General features: G+C 58.9%; 13 protein-coding genes, 5 tRNA genes, 3 rRNA genes and 4 pseudogenes. 7 read left to right on the top strand and 18 right to left on the bottom strand.

Annotation, left to right across the window (positions count from 1 at the left end; translation table 11 throughout):
• A partial coding sequence (locus BI344_RS24410) for a S8 family serine peptidase (RefSeq protein WP_241499373.1) occupies positions 1 to 915 on the top strand: 915 nt, incomplete at its 5' end.
• 73 nt (positions 916 to 988) lie between these two features.
• On the opposite strand, the gene BI344_RS25410 is transcribed toward BI344_RS24410, so the two are convergent.
• The 7 genes and pseudogenes from BI344_RS25410 to BI344_RS25855 all read right to left on the bottom strand — a co-directional run.
• Positions 989 to 1,822 carry a methyl-accepting chemotaxis protein gene (locus BI344_RS25410; protein ID WP_241499372.1) on the bottom strand — a complete coding sequence of 278 codons (834 nt, stop codon included), beginning with the start codon at positions 1,820 to 1,822 and terminating at the stop codon, positions 989 to 991.
• Positions 1,819 to 1,938 carry a hypothetical protein gene (locus tag BI344_RS25405; RefSeq protein ID WP_241499371.1) on the bottom strand — a complete coding sequence of 40 codons (120 nt, stop codon included), beginning with the start codon at positions 1,936 to 1,938 and terminating at the stop codon, positions 1,819 to 1,821. The genes BI344_RS25410 and BI344_RS25405 overlap by 4 nt, the downstream gene beginning before the upstream one ends.
• A 217-nt stretch (positions 1,939 to 2,155) precedes the next feature.
• A pseudogene (locus BI344_RS25400) lies at positions 2,156 to 2,725 on the bottom strand (nitrate- and nitrite sensing domain-containing protein); the annotation flags it as partial.
• Positions 2,661 to 2,963, bottom strand: a complete 303-nt coding sequence (locus tag BI344_RS25395; RefSeq protein WP_241499370.1) for a nitrate- and nitrite sensing domain-containing protein — start codon at positions 2,961 to 2,963, stop codon at positions 2,661 to 2,663. The pseudogene BI344_RS25400 and the gene BI344_RS25395, both read right to left, overlap by 65 nt.
• 351 nt (positions 2,964 to 3,314) lie before the next feature.
• Complete coding sequence (locus BI344_RS25990; protein WP_338152220.1) at positions 3,315 to 3,545, bottom strand: glycine zipper domain-containing protein; 231 nt, start codon at positions 3,543 to 3,545, stop codon at positions 3,315 to 3,317.
• 178 nt (positions 3,546 to 3,723) lie between these two features.
• The gene (locus BI344_RS25860; RefSeq protein WP_277620455.1) at positions 3,724 to 3,960 is read right to left on the bottom strand and encodes an acetoacetate decarboxylase family protein; all 237 of its coding nucleotides are present in this window, start codon (positions 3,958 to 3,960) and stop codon (positions 3,724 to 3,726) included.
• A gap of 145 nt (positions 3,961 to 4,105) precedes the next feature.
• Positions 4,106 to 4,426: pseudogene (locus tag BI344_RS25855) on the bottom strand (acetoacetate decarboxylase); the annotation flags it as partial.
• A gap of 63 nt (positions 4,427 to 4,489) precedes the next feature.
• On the opposite strand from BI344_RS25855, the gene BI344_RS24050 reads away from it, so the two are divergent.
• Together BI344_RS24050 and BI344_RS15430 are read left to right on the top strand one after the other, a co-directional pair.
• A complete protein-coding gene (locus BI344_RS24050) occupies positions 4,490 to 4,801 on the top strand; it encodes a hypothetical protein (RefSeq protein WP_139167041.1) in 312 nt (103 codons plus the stop codon).
• A 66-nt stretch (positions 4,802 to 4,867) separates the two neighbouring features.
• Positions 4,868 to 5,047 carry a hypothetical protein gene (locus BI344_RS15430; protein WP_071113751.1) on the top strand — a complete coding sequence of 60 codons (180 nt, stop codon included), beginning with the start codon at positions 4,868 to 4,870 and terminating at the stop codon, positions 5,045 to 5,047.
• Here the strand turns inward: BI344_RS15430 and BI344_RS25390 are convergent.
• From BI344_RS25390 to rnr, 9 genes and pseudogenes are all read right to left on the bottom strand, one after another.
• Positions 5,044 to 5,229, bottom strand: a complete 186-nt coding sequence (locus BI344_RS25390) for a hypothetical protein (RefSeq protein ID WP_241499369.1) — start codon at positions 5,227 to 5,229, stop codon at positions 5,044 to 5,046. The genes BI344_RS15430 and BI344_RS25390 overlap by 4 nt on opposite strands.
• Positions 5,230 to 5,308: 79 nt before the next feature.
• On the bottom strand, positions 5,309 to 5,440 hold the full coding sequence (locus BI344_RS25850) for a hypothetical protein (protein ID WP_277620454.1): 132 nt from the start codon (positions 5,438 to 5,440) through the stop codon (positions 5,309 to 5,311).
• A 115-nt stretch (positions 5,441 to 5,555) separates the two neighbouring features.
• A pseudogene (locus BI344_RS25845) lies at positions 5,556 to 5,708 on the bottom strand (Gfo/Idh/MocA family protein); the annotation flags it as partial.
• 25 nt (positions 5,709 to 5,733) lie between these two features.
• Positions 5,734 to 6,090 (bottom strand): annotated as a pseudogene (locus BI344_RS25380) (Gfo/Idh/MocA family oxidoreductase); the annotation flags it as partial.
• Positions 6,091 to 6,238: 148 nt separating this feature from the next.
• Positions 6,239 to 6,353: ribosomal RNA gene (gene rrf, locus BI344_RS15420) — 5S ribosomal RNA — on the bottom strand.
• Positions 6,354 to 6,483: 130 nt separating this feature from the next.
• Positions 6,484 to 9,379 (bottom strand): 23S ribosomal RNA (locus BI344_RS15415).
• A 334-nt stretch (positions 9,380 to 9,713) separates the two neighbouring features.
• A tRNA-Ile gene (locus tag BI344_RS15405) sits at positions 9,714 to 9,790 on the bottom strand.
• A 90-nt stretch (positions 9,791 to 9,880) separates the two neighbouring features.
• Positions 9,881 to 11,416: ribosomal RNA gene (locus BI344_RS15400) — 16S ribosomal RNA — on the bottom strand.
• The 16S, 23S and 5S rRNA genes sit together here with 1 tRNA gene alongside, the layout of an rRNA operon.
• 442 nt (positions 11,417 to 11,858) lie before the next feature.
• Positions 11,859 to 14,540 (bottom strand): ribonuclease R, encoded by a 2,682-nt coding sequence (gene rnr, locus BI344_RS15395; protein ID WP_071113750.1) that lies wholly within the window; start codon positions 14,538 to 14,540, stop codon positions 11,859 to 11,861.
• Between the two features lie 72 nt (positions 14,541 to 14,612).
• Here rnr and BI344_RS15390 point away from each other — a divergent pair.
• The 4 genes from BI344_RS15390 to BI344_RS15375 all read left to right on the top strand — a co-directional run bounded on the left by BI344_RS15390 (position 14,613) and on the right by BI344_RS15375 (position 15,124).
• A tRNA-Leu gene (locus tag BI344_RS15390) sits at positions 14,613 to 14,699 on the top strand.
• Between the two features lie 50 nt (positions 14,700 to 14,749).
• Positions 14,750 to 14,836: transfer RNA gene (locus BI344_RS15385), tRNA-Leu, on the top strand.
• A 57-nt stretch (positions 14,837 to 14,893) separates the two neighbouring features.
• Positions 14,894 to 14,980: transfer RNA gene (locus BI344_RS15380), tRNA-Leu, on the top strand.
• A 57-nt stretch (positions 14,981 to 15,037) separates the two neighbouring features.
• Positions 15,038 to 15,124 (top strand) — tRNA-Leu (locus tag BI344_RS15375).
• A 91-nt stretch (positions 15,125 to 15,215) separates the two neighbouring features.
• Here BI344_RS15375 and BI344_RS15370 read toward each other — a convergent pair.
• Together BI344_RS15370 and BI344_RS15365 are read right to left on the bottom strand one after the other, a co-directional pair.
• Entirely contained in the window at positions 15,216 to 16,628 is a 1,413-nt protein-coding gene (locus tag BI344_RS15370) for a DHA2 family efflux MFS transporter permease subunit (RefSeq protein ID WP_241499367.1), read from the bottom strand.
• 129 nt (positions 16,629 to 16,757) lie between these two features.
• The gene (locus BI344_RS15365; protein WP_071113749.1) at positions 16,758 to 18,869 is read right to left on the bottom strand and encodes an acid phosphatase; all 2,112 of its coding nucleotides are present in this window, start codon (positions 18,867 to 18,869) and stop codon (positions 16,758 to 16,760) included.
• Positions 18,870 to 18,961: the final 92 nt, after the last annotated feature.

Raw genomic sequence — 18,961 nt, 5'->3', positions numbered from 1 at the left:
TTTGACCAGCAAAGCCAGGCGGTGGACCCGGTGAACGGCAAGACCACCAATGTGCTGCAGGCCTACCATGACCTGTTCCTGCAGGCCGCGCTGCAAGGCCAGACCCTGTTCGCGGCCTCTGGCGACTCCGGAGCCTACGATGTCAACCGCGCCGCCCCCCTGCCGCAATACAACAAGGTGCTGTCGGTGGACAGCCCCGCCAACCAGCAATTCATCACCGCGGCCGGCGCCACCACCGTTCCCACCACTCTCACCTTCCACCCCAACGGCAAGGAGATGAAAGTGAAGATCTCCACCGAGCGCGCCTGGGGCTGGGACTACCTGAACGGCCTGTGCAAGGCGCTGGGCAAGGATCAGGTGGCGTGCGGCATCTTCCCGGTGGGCGACGGCGGCGGCGTCAGCGGCTTCATCAGCCGTCCGTTCTACCAGAACTGGATACCCGGCATGCAGAACACCCCAGCCGGCCAGCAACTGGTTGATAGCAGCCAGACCCCGCCGCAGGTGATCGGCAGCGTGCCGGCCAACTTCAAGGGCCGCAATCTGCCCGACATCTCGATGAACGGCGACCCGGAAACCGGCTACGTGGTGTACTACACCTCGGACAAGAACGGCTTCGCCATCCAGAGCAACAGCGGCGGCACCAGCTTCGTCGCGCCGCAGCTGGCCGGCATCACCGCCCTGCTCAACCAGTCGATGGGCGGCCGCCTGGGCCTGCTCAACTTCTCGCTGTACAGCCTGCTGGCCACCGGCCACGCCTATCACGGTTTCGGCCACCACGGCGCGCCGTTGCGCGACATCACCGCCGGCGGCAACTGGGGCTACAACGCGCACCGCGGCTACGATCAGGCTACCGGCGTCGGCGCGCCCGACGTCGCCAACCTGGACGCGGCGCTGCACCGCTACTTCTGGTTCTGATCCAGCCTTAGGCTGGCAACGCAAACGGCCTTCGCACGCGAAGGCCGTTTTTCCATTCATCGCAGTCAGCCCGTCAGGCGTGACGGAAACGGTCCACCAGCGCCGCCAGCTCCGAAGCCGAGCGGTTCAAGCTCATCGACAGCGTCGCGACCTCCTTGACCATGCCGGAGTTGTCTTCGGCCAACGAGGCGATCACGCAGATATTGTTGGCCACCTCGGTGCTGGCCTGGCTTTGCTCGACCATCGCCGCCGCCGTGCCATGGCTCTTGCTGGCGGCCTCCGCCGCCTCGCCATGGATATGGTTAAGATCCTCCACCGTGAGGCCCACCATCTTCAAGCCCGACTCCATCCGCTGCCTGGCCTCTTGCATATGCAGGGCGGCGGTCCGGGTTTCATCGCGGATATCCTCGATCAGCGCGGTGATGTCCAGCGTCTCCTTGCCGGTGCGCTCGGCCAGTTTGCGCACTTCGTCCGCCACCACCGCGAAACCGCGCCCCATCTCGCCGGCTCGCGCCGCTTCAATGGCGGCGTTCAGCGCCAGCAGGTTGGTCTGATCGGCGATTTCCCGGATCGCCGTGATGATGGAGCGGATGTCTTCCGACTTTTGCTGCAAGGTCTCGATGCGGCTGCCGGCGTTGTCCAGCACCGCGGCGGTCTGACTGATGGCCGAGGCTGTGTCCTGCATCCGCTCGCGGCCGTCGGTGACGCTGCCCTGCATCTGCCGCGCCACCGTCAGCGACAGGCGGGTATTGTCCGATACCGACTCGATCCCGGCGGTCATCTGCTCCACCGCCGCCGCGATTTGGGCGGCGGACTCGCTTTGCGAAGTCGCAGCCTCCGACGCGCGTCGCGAGATGTCCAGCATGGCGCTGGCTGCGTCTACCACCTGATGCGCATTGTTTTTCACCTGTTCAGCGTCTGGGCGAAGGCCTCCACCAGGTGGTCAAAAGCCTGTCCCATCCGTGCCACCTCGTCCGATCCGCGGATGCCGGCGCGCGGCCCCAGGTCCAGATCCCGGCTCATCGAAGTCATCATCCGTTCGAGCAAGTGCACCGGCCCATGCACGCTGCGATAGATTAGCCAGCCCATCGCGCCCAGCAGCAGGATCACCGCTCCCGAACCCCAGAGTCAGCTCCAGATCGGTCCGCGCCTGCTCCACCTTGCGCGCCACCTGCTGCGACAGGTCCTGCAGCAGCTGGTCCTGCAAGGCCTTCAATGCCGCGATCCGCGCGGTGGCTGCCTGAAACCAGTCCGATGCCGTCACACCCGGCGCTTGTCCCAGCGGCTGTTGCAACAATTTGCCGCGCAACGCCAGCACCGCCTGGGTTTCCGCCCCCTGGTCCAGGGCCTCCATTTGGCTGCGCAGCGCCGCCGATGCCATCAACTTGAACTGTCCCTCGCAAGCCTGCTGCCGCGCCGCCAAGCCGGCCGCCTGGGTCAGGCTGGCCTGATTGAAGCCGGCGCCGCTCAGCACGCCGTTGACAAAACCGCGCTCGCGTCCGGCGAATTCCTTTTCGCATTGCAAGCTGAGCAACGCCGCCGTGCTGCGCAGCAAATCGCCATCGTCATTGGCCTGAGCCAGATGAGCGATCATGGCGATCAATCCGTCGATCCGCGCGGAATAAACGGCGAAAGCGTCCGCCGCCGCAATCGTCCGGTTGCCGGTCTGCTTGCGCAACTCCGGCACCGCCTCCAGCGCTCGCGCGGTCCCCGCCGCATCCGCGCCCAGCGCCGAACCTGCCAGGCTATCCGCCTGCAGGCGGAAACCTGCCACATCCTTGTCGCTTTGGGCCTGGGCCTGAATCAGCATCCGGCGGCGATGCCGCCTTGCCGCTCAGGAAGCCATTGGTCAGCCCCCGCTCGGTCTGCAGGTCGTGAATCAACTGGCTGGCGCTGCCGGCCAGGCTGATCAGCTGGTCCGATTGCCGCAACTCGTCCAGCGTGCGCAGCCTGCCCATGGCCAGCACCGCAGCCAGCAGGATCAGGACAAGGGAGAAGGGAATGATCAGCAGCAACAGTTTGCTGGCCAGCGACAGGCGCGACAACATGATTCAGCCTCCCAGGCGGATCGGACGTGAGGCTGGCGGCCGCAAGCGACGCGCCGGAAACATCCGATGACGACAATCCCGGCCGCCAACGCCAAGGTTTGGCGGACTGCCGCGCAAGCATGCCGAAAACACGGCCAAGACGAGCAAGCAAGCCGTAAACCGGCTCATCGGCCACAGCATCCCGCTCCGCCCCGTCCTGCAGTTGAAATCAGACGGATGACGGCATGCTCCACCCCCATGGGCGGACGATAAAACAATGATCCGCATCAGTACTATTACTAGTACATCCGTGCAAAAAACGCCCGGAAACCGGGCGTTTTTCAAAGGGGGACGGACTGAGGCGGCAAGCGCTTATCGGCAATGCCGGCGGCGATGCCTGTGCTTGCAGCGATAAGCGCGCCTATCGCTGGCTGCTTCGCGCCGGTCGGACTTGCCATAACCATTGCCGATGGCAGCGCCGGCGCCGCCGCCGAGCGCACCGCCGATGATCGCGCCATCGCGGCCTCCTACCGAATGGCCAATCGCCGCGCCAGCCGCACCGCCCAGCGCCTCCGACGATGGTATTAGTGGTGGTATCCGCAAGGGCGGCCCCAGCAGACAGCGCCAGCCCGATGACAAACATCAGAATGCTCGACTTCATTTCGTACACTCGCCTGAAAGTTGAAGCCAGAGCATAAAGGCTGCCCCGCCAGTTCGTCTGTATCTAAATGTTAGCGATTATTCACATTTATTTACATGGCACCATCCACCCCGGCATCGGCTATTGCTGCAGATAGTCGAATGCCACCGATCCCAGATCCAGCGTCAGGTCGCAAATGAAATGATGCGCCGACAGCACCTCCAGCACCGGCAGCTGCGCCACCGGCGCCAATGCGTGCGGATGTAGCTCCAGCGCGCCGGGAGAGCTCCATGCGCCCTTGATGGTGACATCGCTGGTGTAATAACGCACCAGCTCGCAGATCCGCGGCGTGCCATCCACATGGGGAATGATCTTCAATAGGAAATTGGGCTCTGCATGCTGGTTTGCAATGCCGCATGATCCAGCGTCTCATACTTGTAGCCCATGGTGCCGGTGGCGATGCCAGCGGCCCGAAATCCAGGCTGCCGATCAAGGTGTCGCGCTGCACCTCCAGCCGCGGCTTGCCGGCCTTCTTCGGAAACCCCCACAGCTCCCTCCCGCCGGCAATCGGCGGCAAATCATCCAGGTACATCGAATGGACATAGCTGCCACGCGTGCCATGGAAGGTCACCGGAATCACTTGGCCGCTCTCGGAGTAGTCGCCGAAACCAGTCGAATCGGGCATGCGGATGAACTCATACTTCACGATCGCCCCATCCGCCTGCAGCGGCTCCGGCAATATCGCCTGGATGGCTTCGGGATCGGTACGATAGGTAATGACCATATATTCCCGATCGCAGAAGCGGTAAGGCCCCGGCGGAAAGGCCGGGCTGGTCAAGGGCATGGCAAAGGCACGACGACGCACTTCTTCCGGCTTCATAGAGAACATCCTTGAAAAACACGAAGAATGACAACATGCAACGACAAATTACTGATTTATATTGAGCTGACTCAACATATTCCAGATGGAAATCCGGCTCAATACGCAGAATTGCCAGACGGATATGCCGCTTTGCCGCAGTTATTCCGTTCGCAAAGCGGCAATGAAGAGCATGAAAGGAAAATTGACGCAGCCGACGTCGCCGCCCATCATAACGGATGCATTGCCAACCATTGGACATGCCCAATAGCCAAGCACACAGGACCGCATATGAACGCCGCCAAAAAAATCCGCCGCTTCATCGAAGAAGGCCATACCCGCAGCAGATGCAGGTACTGAAGGAATTGGCCTCCTCGCTGGAGATGGGGCCGCTCTTTCGATCTGAGCCAACTGTACGACATCGACATGCGCTACTTTGATGTCGCCATAGACCTGCTGAAAGACTGGCGCTTCGACCACCACATCAGCTCGCGCAGCAAGCTGCTGGAGCAACTGCTGACCGAAATCGCCCCTGCGCAGCAAGCCTCGCCCGAAGCGGACGGCAACGGAAAAAGCTGCCGCGGCAAAGACAAGAGCAAAGGCTAGGCCAAAGGCTGCATCACGGTCTTCCAGGACTGTTGGGCAGCGCTTTCCAGTCCAAGTTCCAGTAAAACCATCACCTGCCAGGCCTCTCGCGCCGCCACCGGATTGGCGGCGCCATCCAGGATCGCATCGCGCACTCCGGCATAGTAGCAGGTGTAATCTCCAGTCTCTCCGGGATACTCCACCGGCTCGCTTCCGGCGAGCAGCAAGCGTCCGGGCGTGGCATCCCGCCCCCATTCCGCCTGACCTGGCCGCCACCGGCCTTCAACGCGTCTTCCTGCGGATCCAGTCCGTATTTGTGAAGCTGCCGCCGGTGCCGTGAATCGCGAAACGCGGGCCGGCATCCGCCACCAAAGCGCTGGCATGCAGAATCACCCGCTTGTCGGCATAGCGCAATTGGGCATGAAACCAATCGTCCGGCTTGCGCGCCGTCGCGCAATGCCGCTCGCTCCAGCATCATGGCCAGCGGGGCGCCAAAAAGTCGCAGCGCCTGATCCAGCAAATGCGGCCCCAGGTCATACCACAAGCCGGCGCCAGCCTGGGCCGACTCGCGCCAACGTTCGCGTACCTGGGGCCGGTAGCGGTCGAAATGCGACTCGAAATGCGTCACCCGTCCCAACGCGCCCTCCGCCAACAAACTTTTGCACCGTGAGGAAATCGGCATCCCAACGGCGATTATGAAACACCGACAGCAGCAAGCCGGCTTGCTCGGCCTGCGCAGCCAACTGACCCGCCTCATCCGCCCGCACGGTGAACGGCTTGTCCACCACAACATGTTTGCCGGCCAACAGCGCCGCCCGAGCCAATGGAAAATGACTGTCGTTTGGCGTGGCGATCACGACCAGATCCACATCCGAGCCGGTCAACAGCTCCTCCGGCGATGGAAAAACCCGAACCTCCGACAAGGCGCTCCGGACCAGTTCAGGCCTGCTCGAGGCCACTGCCATCAACTTGACGCCAGGTGTCGCGACCAGCAGTGGCGCATGAAATGTCGCCCCCGCATAGCCAAAGCCCAGCAGCCCCACTCTCAATAATCGATCAGACATCATCGTCTCCCATGACAAACCATCATGATACGACTACCGACTGAAACGAAAAAACCCCATAGAATCGGTCCATGGGGTTTCAACAAACTCATCCGGCGCGCCAAACGCAAAAACCCCAGCTCATTGAGCTGGGGTTCCGCTATCGGGCGTCTGGCGGTGTCCTACTTTCACATGGCGAATGCCACACTATCATCGGCGCTAAGGCGTTTCACGGTCCTGTTCGGGATGGGAAGGCGTGGGACCACCTCGCTATGGCCACCAGACATAAACTGGTACAAACTCAAGAAGCCTGAACTCGTCTCTCAACGCGTTCTGAATATTTTTTCGGGTACTCAATTGTGTCGCACTCACACTCCATCTTCGTCACTCAGTTTCCCAAGCCACTCAAATGATAGGATCAAGCCTCACGAGCAATTAGTATCGGTTAGCTTCACGCCTCACAGCGCTTCCACACCCGACCTATCAACGTCCTGGTCTCGAACGACTCTTCAGGGAGGTCTAGCCTCCAGGGAAGTCTCATCTTCAGGCGAGTTTCCCGCTTAGATGCTTTCAGCGGTTATCTCTTCCGAACTTAGCTACCCGGCGATGCCACTGGCGTGACAACCGGTACACCAGAGGTTCGTCCACTCCGGTCCTCTCGTACTAGGAGCAGCCCCCGTCAAACTTCCAACGCCCACTGCAGATAGGGACCAAACTGTCTCACGACGTTTTGAACCCAGCTCACGTACCACTTTAAATGGCGAACAGCCATACCCTTGGGACCGGCTACAGCCCCAGGATGTGATGAGCCGACATCGAGGTGCCAAACACCGCCGTCGATGTGAACTCTTGGGCGGTATCAGCCTGTTATCCCCGGAGTACCTTTTATCCGTTGAGCGATGGCCCTTCCATACAGAACCACCGGATCACTATGTCCTGCTTTCGCACCTGCTCGACTTGTCGGTCTCGCAGTTAAGCTACCTTTTGCCATTGCACTATCAGCACGATTTCCGACCGTACCTAGGTAACCTTCGAACTCCTCCGTTACACTTTGGGAGGAGACCGCCCCAGTCAAACTGCCTACCATGCACTGTCCCCAATCCGGATCACGGACCAAGGTTAGAACCTCAAAGGGGTCAGGGTGGTATTTCAAGGTTGGCTCCACCTGAACTAGCGTCCAGGCTTCATAGCCTCCCACCTATCCTACACAAACCACTTCAAAGTCCAATGCAAAGCTACAGTAAAGGTTCACGGGGTCTTTCCGTCTAGCAGCGGGTAGATTGCATCTTCACAAACACTTCAACTTCGCTGAGTCTCAGGAGGAGACAGTGTGGCCATCGTTACGCCATTCGTGCGGGTCGGAACTTACCCGACAAGGAATTTCGCTACCTTAGGACCGTTATAGTTACGGCCGCCGTTTACCGGGGCTTCGATCAAGAGCTTGCACCCCATCACTTAACCTTCCGGCACCGGGCAGGCGTCACACCGTATACGTCCACTTTCGTGTTGGCACAGTGCTGTGTTTTTGTTAAACAGTCGCAGCCACCGATTCTCTGCGACCTGTCATAGCTTCAGACGCGAAGTCTTACACCACAACAGGCATACCTTCTCCCGAAGTTACGGTATCAATTTGCCGAGTTCCTTCTCCTGAGTTCTCTCAAGCGCCTTAGAATTCTCATCCTGCCCACCTGTGTCGGTTTGCGGTACGGTTCTTGTGTAGCTGAAGCTTAGTGGCTTTTCCTGGAAGCGTGGTATCAGTCACTTCAGGTCCGTAGACCCTCGTTATCACGTCTCGGTGTTAAAGAAGAGCGGATTTGCCTACTCTTCACACCTACCGGCTTGAACAGACTATTCCAACAGTCTGCTGACCTAACCTTCTCCGTCCCCACATCGCACTACACAAAAGTACGGGAATTTTAACCCGTTTCCCATCGACTACGCTTTTCAGCCTCGCCTTAGGGGCCGACTCACCCTACGCCGATGAACGTTGCGTAGGAAACCTTGGGCTTTCGGCGAGCGGGCTTTTCACCCGCTTTATCGCTACTCATGTCAGCATTCGCACTTCTGATATCTCCAGCATGCCTCTCGACACACCTTCACAGACCTACAGAACGCTCCCCTACCACGGACACATTTGACTGTGCCCATCCGCAGCTTCGGTTATCAGTTTGAGCCCCGTTACATCTTCCGCGCAGGACGACTCGACCAGTGAGCTATTACGCTTTCTTTAAATGATGGCTGCTTCTAAGCCAACATCCTGGCTGTCTATGCCTTCCCACTTCGTTTACCACTTAACTGATCATTTGGGACCTTAGCTGGCGGTCTGGGTTGTTTCCCTCTTGACAATGGACGTTAGCACCCACTGTCTGTCTCCCATGCTGGCACTTTCCGGTATTCAGAGTTTGCCATGGTTTGGTAAATCGCAATGACCCCCTAGCCATAACAGTGCTTTACCCCCGGAAGTGATACATGAGGCACTACCTAAATAGTTTTCGGGGAGAACCAGCTATCTCCGAGTTTGTTTAGCCTTTCACCCCTATCCACAGCTCATCCCCTAGTTTTGCAACACTAGTGGGTTCGGACCTCCAGTGCGTGTTACCGCACCTTCATCCTGGCCATGGATAGATCACTCGGTTTCGGGTCTACACCCAGCGACTGATTCGCCCTATTCGGACTCGGTTTCCCTACGCCTCCCCTATTCGGTTAAGCTTGCCACTGAATGTAAGTCGCTGACCCATTATACAAAAGGTACGCAGTCACGGAACAAGTCCGCTCCCACTGTTTGTATGCATCCGGTTTCAGGTTCTATTTCACTCCCCTCCCGGGGTTCTTTTCGCCTTTCCCTCACGGTACTGGTTCACTATCGGTCGATCACGAGTATTTAGCCTTGGAGGATGGTCCCCCCATCTTCAAACAGGATTTCGCGTGTCCCGCCCTACTTTTCGTATGCTTAGTACCAAGAATGCGTTTTCGTGTACGGGGCTATCACCCACTACGGCGGTCCTTTCCATGAACCTTCCACTAACTCAATCTCTATCACATACAGGCTGTTCCGCGTTCGCTCGCCACTACTTACGGAATCTCGGTTGATTTCTTTTCCTTCAGCTACTTAGATGTTTCAGTTCGCTGAGTTCGCTTCCTCAGACCTATGTATTCAGTCTGGGATGACCCCTAAGGGCCGGGTTTCCCCATTCGGATATCGCGGGATCAAAGCTCTATTGCCAGCTCCCCCGCGCTTTTCGCAGGCTTACACGTCCTTCATCGCCTGTGATCGCCAAGGCATCCACCAGATGCACTTAGTCGCTTGACCCTATCATTTCAGTAACCTACGTCACTTCATGACAGAGCGTGTTTGCGCGACGACTGCACCGCCCCTTTTGATATGGCGACGCAGCCTTAGATACAATCAAATACCCAAGATGACGATTTGTCCGCGTACAGAATTAACTCTACGCTTTCATTTCGCCGTCTTATATATTCGGCTTCTTCAGTTTGTTAAAGATCGGGCGTTAAAATTACAACGCAAACAGAACCAAACTCTTCCGAGTTCGCTTGTGTTTGAGTTGTGGTGGAGGATGACGGGATCGAACCGACGACCCCCTGCTTGCAAAGCAGGTGCTCTCCCAACTGAGCTAATCCCCAACTGGTGGGTCTGGTAGGACTCGAACCTACGACCCCTGCGTTATCAACACAGTGCTCTAACCAGCTGAGCTACAAACCCAGTAAACTTCTACGCCAGCCCCACAAGGAGCTGGCTGCCCTTAACAGAATAACCGATAGGCTGTAAGTACTTGACGATCGCCTTCTCTAGAAAGGAGGTGATCCAGCCGCAGGTTCCCCTACGGCTACCTTGTTACGACTTCACCCCAGTCATGAATCCCACCGTGGTAAGCGGCCTCCTTGCGGTTAGCCTACCCACTTCTGGTGAAACTCACTCCCATGGTGTGACGGGCGGTGTGTACAAGACCCGGGAACGTATTCACCGCAGCATGCTGATCTGCGATTACTAGCGATTCCGACTTCACGCACTCGAGTTGCAGAGTGCGATCCGGACTACGATCGGTTTTATGAGATTGGCACCACCTCGCGGCTTAGCGACCCTCTGTACCGACCATTGTATGACGTGTGAAGCCCTGCTCATAAGGGCCATGAGGACTTGACGTCATCCCCACCTTCCTCCGGTTTGTCACCGGCAGTCTCATTAGAGTGCCCAACTTAATGATGGCAACTAATGACAAGGGTTGCGCTCGTTGCGGGACTTAACCCAACATCTCACGACACGAGCTGACGACAGCCATGCAGCACCTGTGTTACGGCTCCCTTTCGGGCACCAAGCCATCTCTGGCAAGTTCCGTACATGTCAAGAGCAGGTAAGGTTTTTCGCGTTGCATCGAATTAATCCACATCATCCACCGCTTGTGCGGGTCCCCGTCAATTCCTTTGAGTTTTAACCTTGCGGCCGTACTCCCCAGGCGGTCAATTTCACGCGTTAGCTACGCTACCAAGGATTCAAACCCCCAACAGCTAATTGACATCGTTTAGGGCGTGGACTACCAGGGTATCTAATCCTGTTTGCTCCCCACGCTTTCGTGCATGAGCGTCAGTGTCATCCCAGGGGGCTGCCTTCGCCATCGGTATTCCTCCGCATCTCTACGCATTTCACTGCTACACGCGGAATTCTACCCCCCTCTGACGCACTCTAGTCTTGCAGTCTCCAATGCCGTTCCCAGGTTGAGCCCGGGGCTTTCACATCAGACTTGCAAAACCGCCTGCGCACGCTTTACGCCCAGTAATTCCGATTAACGCTTGCACCCTACGTATTACCGCGGCTGCTGGCACGTAGTTAGCCGGTGCTTATTCTTCCGGTACTGTCATCCCCGCCAGGTATTAACCAGCGGAATTTCCTCCCGAACAAAAGTCCTTTACAACCCGAAGGCCTTCTTCAGACACGCGGCATGGCTGGATCAGGCTTGCGCCCATTGTCCAAAATTCCCCACTGCTGCCTCCCGTAGGAGTCTGGGCCGTGTCTCAGTCCCAGTGTGGCGGATCATCCTCTCAGACCCGCTACTGATCGTCGCCTTGGTGAGCTCTTACCTCACCAACTAGCTAATCAGACATCGGCTGCTCGTATAACGTGAGGCCTTACGGTCCCCCACTTTCCCCCTCAGGGCGTATGCGGTATTAATCCGGCTTTCGCCGAGCTATCCCCCATTACACGGTACATTCCGATGCGTTACTCACCCGTTCGCCACTCGTCAGCGGAGCAAGCTCCCTGTTACCGTTCGACTTGCATGTGTAAAGCATGCCGCCAGCGTTCAATCTGAGCCAGGATCAAACTCTTCAGTTCAATCTCATAGCAAATTTTCTGGCACGCAAGTTCAAAGAAATAAAACAAGTATTTCTTGTCTCTTGCAGTGCAAGTTTTTGGCTTTCGCCAAGCACTTACACCTATCGGTTATTCGTTCTGTTAAAGAGCAGTGCCGGCCGCTTCGAACACCGCCGGAACCTGTTTTGTTCGGCTTGTTTCGTTCGCTGCGTCAGCTGAGGAGGCGAACTATACCGCCGCGCCCCACCCTCGTCAACACCTTTTGCCGGATGAAATGCAAAAAACCGGCACCCGCCCACCCAAGTCATTGATGTGCAATGAAACTGGGCTGGAAAGAATTTTCAATCCATGTTCATCTCATCATCAAACGCACGACAAAGCCACCCTCCTCTCCAAAAAAAAGCCGGCCCGAACATCACGCTCAGGCCGGCTTTCTTATACCTTTAATATAGATATGATCTGACTACTCCTCGCTCCCGCCCTTGTTGGCGTTTCTGGGATTCCGCCGCTTGCGCGCAACGGGCTGAGCATCATCGGCAGGCGTTGCCGGCTGACGGCGCTGACCTTGCGGAGTTGACGCCGGGGCAATCGGCTCCGAAACCGCCGGCTTGGCGCGGCTGCGCGTCCGCCCTCTGGGTGCGTTAGGCAGCCCCGCCGGCTTGCCTTCCGGCGCCACCACATCCTGCGCAGTGTTTTCCGCAACAGGCGGTTTGGCCGCCACTTGAGGCTTGGCTGTCGCTTGAGGCTTGGCTGTCGCTTGAGGCTTGGCTGTCGCTTGAGGCTTGGCTGTCGCTTGAGGCTTGGCTGTCGCTTGAGGCTTGGCCACCTGACGACTCGCCTCGACTTGAGGCTGAGTCCGCAACTGGGGCTTGGCCTCGCGTCCGGATCTTGCAGTTGATCGCGATCGACTGTCACGGTGGGCCGGCTTGGCGGGAGCGGACTGTGCTTCCCCTCCTTCCGCCACAGGAGACGACTCCTTAACCAGGGCAAAATCGACCTGCGCGCTTTCAAGATTGGCGCTCATCACCTTGACCGTCAGCGGATCGCCCAGGCGGTACTGCATGCCGCTCTTCTCACCGACAATCGCCTGGATATCCTTCTTGAAGTGGAAGTAGTCCTTGCCCAGCTCGGAAATATGCACCAACCCCTCGGCATAGACGTCATCCAGCAGCACGAACACGCCAAAGCTGGTGACCGCGCTGATCTTGCCGTGGAAGATCTCGCCGACCTTGTCGCGCATATAGTAGGTTTTCAGCCAGGACTCCACGTCGCGGCTGGCGTCGTCAGCCCGCCGCTCGGCCATCGAGCAATGCACGCCCAAAGCCGACCATTTGCCCGGCTTGTATTTTTCGCTCTTCAGCACCGCCTTGATCGCCCGATGCACCAGCAGATCGGGGTAACGACGGATCGGCGAAGTGAAGTGGGTATAAGCCTCGTAAGCCAGGCCGAAGTGGCCGTTGTTGTCCGGCGTATAGACCGCTTGCTGCATCGAGCGCAGCAGCATGGTCTGCAGCACCGGCGCGTCGGGACGGCCATGGATCTGTTCCGCCAGCTTGGCGTAGTCCTTCGCGCTGGGCTTGTCTTCGCCACTCAGGGTCAGGCCGACCAGGCGCAGATAGGTGCGCAGGTTTTCCAGTTTCTCCGGCGTCGGCCCCTCATGCACGCGGTACAACGCCTTATGGCCGCTCTTCAGCAGGAAATCGGCCGAGCAGACGTTGGCCGCCAGCATGCATTCCTCAATCAACCGGTGCGCATCGTTGCGCACCACCGGCACGATGCGGTCGATCTTGCCGTTGTCGTTGAAGATCATCTGGGTTTCGGTGGAGTCGAACTCGATGGCACCGCGCTTGCCGCGCGCAGCCAACAGCACCTTGAACAGCGCGTACAAAGCCTTGATATCCGGCAGCATCGGATGGTCGCTGCCGTTCTGCAGCCAGTCCCATACTTGGTTGTATGTCAGCCTGGCCTTGGACTGCATCACCGCCGGATAGAACTGGTACTTCTTCACTTCGCCCTTGCTGTTGATCTGCATGTCACAGACCACGCACATCCGCTCCACATCCGGATTGAGCGAACAGATGCCGTTGGACAGCGCCTCCGGCAGCATCGGAATGACCCGGCGCGGGAAATAGACCGAAGTGCCGCGGTTGAGCGCCTCCTGGTCGAGCGCGTCGCCCGGCTGCACATAGAAGCTGACGTCAGCGATGGCCACCACCAAGCGGAAGCCCTTGCCTTGCTTCTGCGCATACACCGCGTCGTCGAAATCGCGCGCGGTTTCGCCATCGATGGTAACCAATGGCAGATCGCGCAGATCGACTCGGTCCTTGGCCCAGTCTTTTTTACGCACCTTCCTCGGCGTGTCCTTGGCCTGGACCAGCGCTTCGTCCGGGAAGCGGTGCGGCAGATCGTGCTTGCGCAACGCGATCTCGATCTCCATCCCGGGATCGGCGTAATTGCCCAGCACCTCGCTCACCTGGCCTATCGGCTGGCGGAAGGCGTCCGGCTGCTGCAGGATTTCCACCATCACCACCTGACCGTCCTTGGCGCCGGCTTCGCCGCCCGGCTCGATCAGGATGTCGTGATTGATGCGCTTGTCTTCCGGACGCACCACCCACACGCCGCGCTCGCGCTGGATGCGGCCCACCAGACGGCTGACCGCGTGCTCCAGCACCTCGACGATCTTCCCTTCCTGCCGGCCACGCCGGTCCACGCCCGACGGCCGCACCATGACTCGGTCGCCATGCATAACCTTCTTCATCTCGCGCTCGGGCAGGAAGATATCGCTGCCACTACCCTCGCCTTCGTCAGGCACGGCAAAACCAAAACCGTCGCGGTGGCCAGAAACCTTGCAACGGACCAGGTCTAGCTTCTGGGCGACGCAAACCGCGCCCTTGCGGTTGATGATGACTTCACCGTCGCGCTCCATTGCACGCAGACGGCGTTCGAAATAAATGATCTCATCTTGATGAATCGACAACATTTGCGCCAATTCATCCGGAAACAGCGGAACCCCTTGCTCGGCGAGAATTTGCATGACGAATTCACGGCTAGGCAAGGGATTGGAATATTTAAGTTTTTCCCGTTCCAGAAAAGGATCCTGGTCTCTCAGGGAAAGTTTTTTTTGTTTTTTTTGCGGTTGAGCCATTGACACCCTCAATATTATGTCTATAATTCGCATCTCGTTGCAGCTATGCAACAGATGATACAGTAAAGCGAAGCCCAGGTGGCGGAATTGGTAGACGCACTAGGTTCAGGTCCTAGCGCCCGCAAGGGTGTGGAAGTTCGAGTCTTCTCTTGGGCACCATCTTACTATTGTAAGCGCGTTGCTTTGCTGGCATCATAAAAATCTGGTTGGCCCAGGTGGCGGAATTGGTAGACGCACTAGGTTCAGGTCCTAGCGCCCGCAAGGGTGTGGAAGTTCGAGTCTTCTCTTGGGCACCAAACAGGTTTTAAAGTTTCAAGGCTGGTACCTTGGTATCGGCTGGCAGTATCTTTGTTGCCCAGGTGGCGGAATTGGTAGACGCACTAGGTTCAGGTCCTAGCGCCCGCAAGGGTGTGGAAGTTCGAGTCTTCTCTTGGGCACCAACACAATTCATTAAGGTTAGTACAACTGCTACTGGCCGGCTGTAGACAATTTGCTTTGCCCAGGTGGCGGAATTGGTAGACGCACTAGGTTCAGGTCCTAGCGCCCGCAAGGGTGTGGAAGTTCGAGTCTTCTCTTGGGCACCAAATAAAAAAGCCGCTGATCTCTGATCAGCGGCTTTTTTGCGTCCATTCTCATCAAGAAAAAAGCCGGCTCAGGCTAGCCTTCCGATCTTGCCTACTTCCCCTCACCGCCCTCATGGCCGGCCGACACCTGCTGGCCGGCATCGCGTTCCAGCCGCAGGAACAGCAGGCTGGACAAAGCCGTCAGGCTGCCCATGAACAGGAAGGCATCGCCGAAATCGCCGGCCATCAGCTGCTGATGGCCTTGCAGCCAGGACGCGGCCTGCAAGGCAAATGCCCCCACCGTCACCCCCATCCCAGCCGCCAGTTGCTGCGCCACGCTGGACAGGCTAGTGGCATGGCTCAGCCTATCCTTGTCGACATCGGCGAAGGTAATGGCGTTGAGGCTGGTGAATTGCAGCGAACGCAGGCAACCGCCCAGAACAAACACCATCAGCAATATCCAGTGCGACGTGTCCGCCTTGAACAGCGCATACACCGCCACCGAACACCCTGCCAGGATACTGTTGAGCACCAGCACGCGGCGGAAGCCGAAACGCTGCAGCACCCTGGCCACCACCGTCTTCATGCCTATCGCCCCCATCGCTGTGGAACAGGTCAGCAGGCCGGATTCAAATGGCGAAAAGCCGAAGCCTAATTGCAACATCAGCGGCAGCAGGAAGGGAATGGTGCCGATGCCCACCCGGAACATGAAGCCGCCCACCACGCCAGCATTGAAAGTGGGCAAACGCAACAGGGACAAATCCAGTAGCGGATGCTGCTGGCGGCGGTAATGCCAGAGATAGGCCAGCAACAACACCGCGCCCAATCCGGTGAGCCAGACGGAGGCAGTGGCCGACAGCATGTGCTTGCCCTCCGAGGCCAACCCCAGCATCAGCATCGACAAGCCGGCCCCGGTCAAAGCGAAGCCGGACACGTCCAGCCTGGGCACATCGTCCTCTTTCAGATTGGCGATGAATCGCCCGGCCAAAACCAACCCCAGCAGGCCAATCGGGATATTGATCAGGAAAATCCAGCGCCAGTGGAAATAGGTGCTGATGAAGCCGCCCAGCGGCGGGCCGATCACTGGCCCCAGCAGCGCCGGCACGGTAAGATAGCTGAGCGCCCGCACCAGATCCGCCTTGTCTATGGTGCGCAGAATCACCAGCCGGCCGACCGGCACCATCATCGCGCCGCCTATGCCCTGCAGGAAGCGCGCCGCCACGAAGCCATGCAGGGTGCTGGTCACCGCGCACAGCAGCGAGCCCAGCATGAACACCACGATGGCCGAACGGAAAATGCGGCGCGCGCCGAAACGATCGGCCATCCAGCCGCTGACCGGGATGAACACTGCCAGGCTGACTAGATAGGACGTCAACGCCAGCTTCAGCGAGATGGGATCGACAGCCAGATCCTGGGCGATGGCCGGCAAGGAGGTGGAGATGACGGTGGCGTCCATGTTTTCCATGAACAGGGCGGTGGCGACAATCAACGGCGTCAGCATGCCGGGAGCGATTTTCAACTGCATGACGGGGAACTGATGATGGCGGGGCATGCAGTTTACCACTGGCCATCGCCAGCCGCCGAGCCGAACCGTACTGACAGAAAACGAAAAGCCACCCGGTCTGCCGGGTGGCTGACGAATATTCTGCCGATCTTATTTATTGCCGAACGACAAGGCGGTGGTGAAGTCGCCCATAGGCTGGCCGCCGTTCTTCACCAGCGAAGCATCGCGGGCCGCCACGCCCGGCAGCGATTTCAAGCCGAAGCGCCGGGTCAGGAAGCGCAGGATAGAGCCGGTATCGTACTGGGTGTGATCGACATAGCCCCTCTTGGCGAACGGCGAGATCAGGATCGCAGGAATGCGGGTGCCCGGCCCCCAGCGATCGCCCTTCGGCACTTGCGCATGATCGTAGAAACCGCCGTTTTCGTCATAGGTGACCACCACCATCATGTTCTTCCATTGCGGACTCTGCTGCAGCTTGGCGACCACCGCTGCGATGTGGGCGTCGCCATCGGCCACGCTGGCATAGCCGGAGTGCTGGTTGAGATTGCCCTGCGGCTTGTAGAACGCCACCTGCGGCAATTTTCCGGCCGCGGCATCCGCTAGGAAGCTCTGGTCGAAATCTTTCAAATGCGCGCTGCGGTAGCCTGCCTGCGCCACCGGATCAAAAGAGGCAAAGTAGTTGAAGGGCTGATGATGAGCTTGGAAGTTGGGCTGGCTGCCATTATAGATGTTGCCGCGATCGGACAGCGACGCCGCCCAGCCGCCGGCGTACCAGGCCCAACTGATCTGCCTGGCATCCAGACGGTCGGCGATGGTCGCCTGGCTCTGGGCCGGCAGCGTGGTGGCCTTGCTCGGGTCGGCATACTGCGGCTTGTCGGCCGTGGGCGCGTTGCCGCTGGGCTGAAACGGCGGCTGCATGGTATTCACCGCGTAATACTTGCCTGCGCCGTCCTTCGGCGTCAGGTTGCCGTCGTTCAGATACTTGGCCGTGCCGGAAAGCACCGACGCCGGGGTATTGACGGCCGGCGTCAGCCGGATGAAGTTGCCCTTGGCGTCGGTGTCGATCGCGGAGATGCTGCCCTTGGCCGGCGAGGTGTCGGCATTCGGATATTCCGGCGCGCAGCCGCAGATCAGGTATTGGTGATTGAGGAAGGAGCCGCCGAAAGCGCCCATGAAGAAGTTGTCCGCCAGCGTGTACTGCTGGGCCAGATTCCACATCGACATCTTGCTGCCGTCGTAGTAGCCCATGGTCAGGCCGCCGGCATCGGTGTAGGCGGCGAACTTGTCGTTGGCGCCGCCGTCGATCTGCATCTGGTTGTTATAGAAGCGATGCACCAGATCGCGCGTCACCACCGATTGCGGAACCACCACGCCGGTGCCGTTCAGGCCATTGGCGTCATCGATCTGGAACGGCTTGTTGGCGAAATTCATGGTCTGCGCCTGGTTCAGCGTCACCGTCTGGCCGGCGGCGGTCAGGCCGCCCCAGGTCGGCGGCAGGACCGGCAGCGCCGAATTGTCGAAGTCCTTCTGCGGCACATACTGGCCTCGGGACGCCGGATTCACGCCCGGAATGCCGTTGGCGCCGGGAAACAGCCCGTACAGGTTGTCGAAGCCGCGGTTCTCCGCGTAGATCACCACCACGTTCTTGATATCGCTCAGCGCCATGCGCTTGTGCAGGCTGGTCTTGATGTCGCCGCTCATGCCGGCTTCCTTCACCGCGTCGGCGATCGCGTCGATGTTCTGGTTGATCGCCGCTTTCAGCGTGGCTTTGATGTCCGGATCGGTTTCCTTGTTGTGATCGGCCATCACCTTGTCGGCCGGCACGCCCAGGCGGTCCGCCACCGCGTTGCGCGCGGCGTTCAGGTCGCCGCCGTTATTGTCCATCAGGTCGGCCACTTCAGTGGTGAGCGAGCTGACCACCACATTGCCGCTGCCAGCCGGGGCGCGGAATACCAGCGGCTGGGTCACGGCTGCGGCGGTATTGGTATCGGGGTCGTAACGGGTGGCGTCGACGCCCACCTCCACCACCACCCCGCCGCTGCCAATCAATTTGAATGCGCCGTCATTATCGGTATACGTGCTCGGCTCGCCCGCATCGCAATGGCCATTGCCGTTCACATCCAGGCAGACCTTGGCATGGCGGAAATAGCTGCCGGTGACGACGCCGCTGGTGGCATTGGCGGAAGAGGAAGAACTGCCACAGGCACTCAACACGGCGGCGCTGATCAGCGTCAGCGCCAAGCTACAGGTCAGGCGGTTCATTGCGCATTTCCTAGAAATGGAGGGAAGCGCGGATTATCACCATGGAATGTTACACTCCATTTACATTCTGTTAATTTTTTTCAAGGCATGCT

The organism is Chromobacterium sphagni (genome assembly GCF_001855555.1).
GTDB lineage: Bacteria > Pseudomonadota > Gammaproteobacteria > Burkholderiales > Chromobacteriaceae > Chromobacterium > Chromobacterium sphagni.
This window is presented reverse-complemented; position numbering and strand designations above follow the sequence as displayed.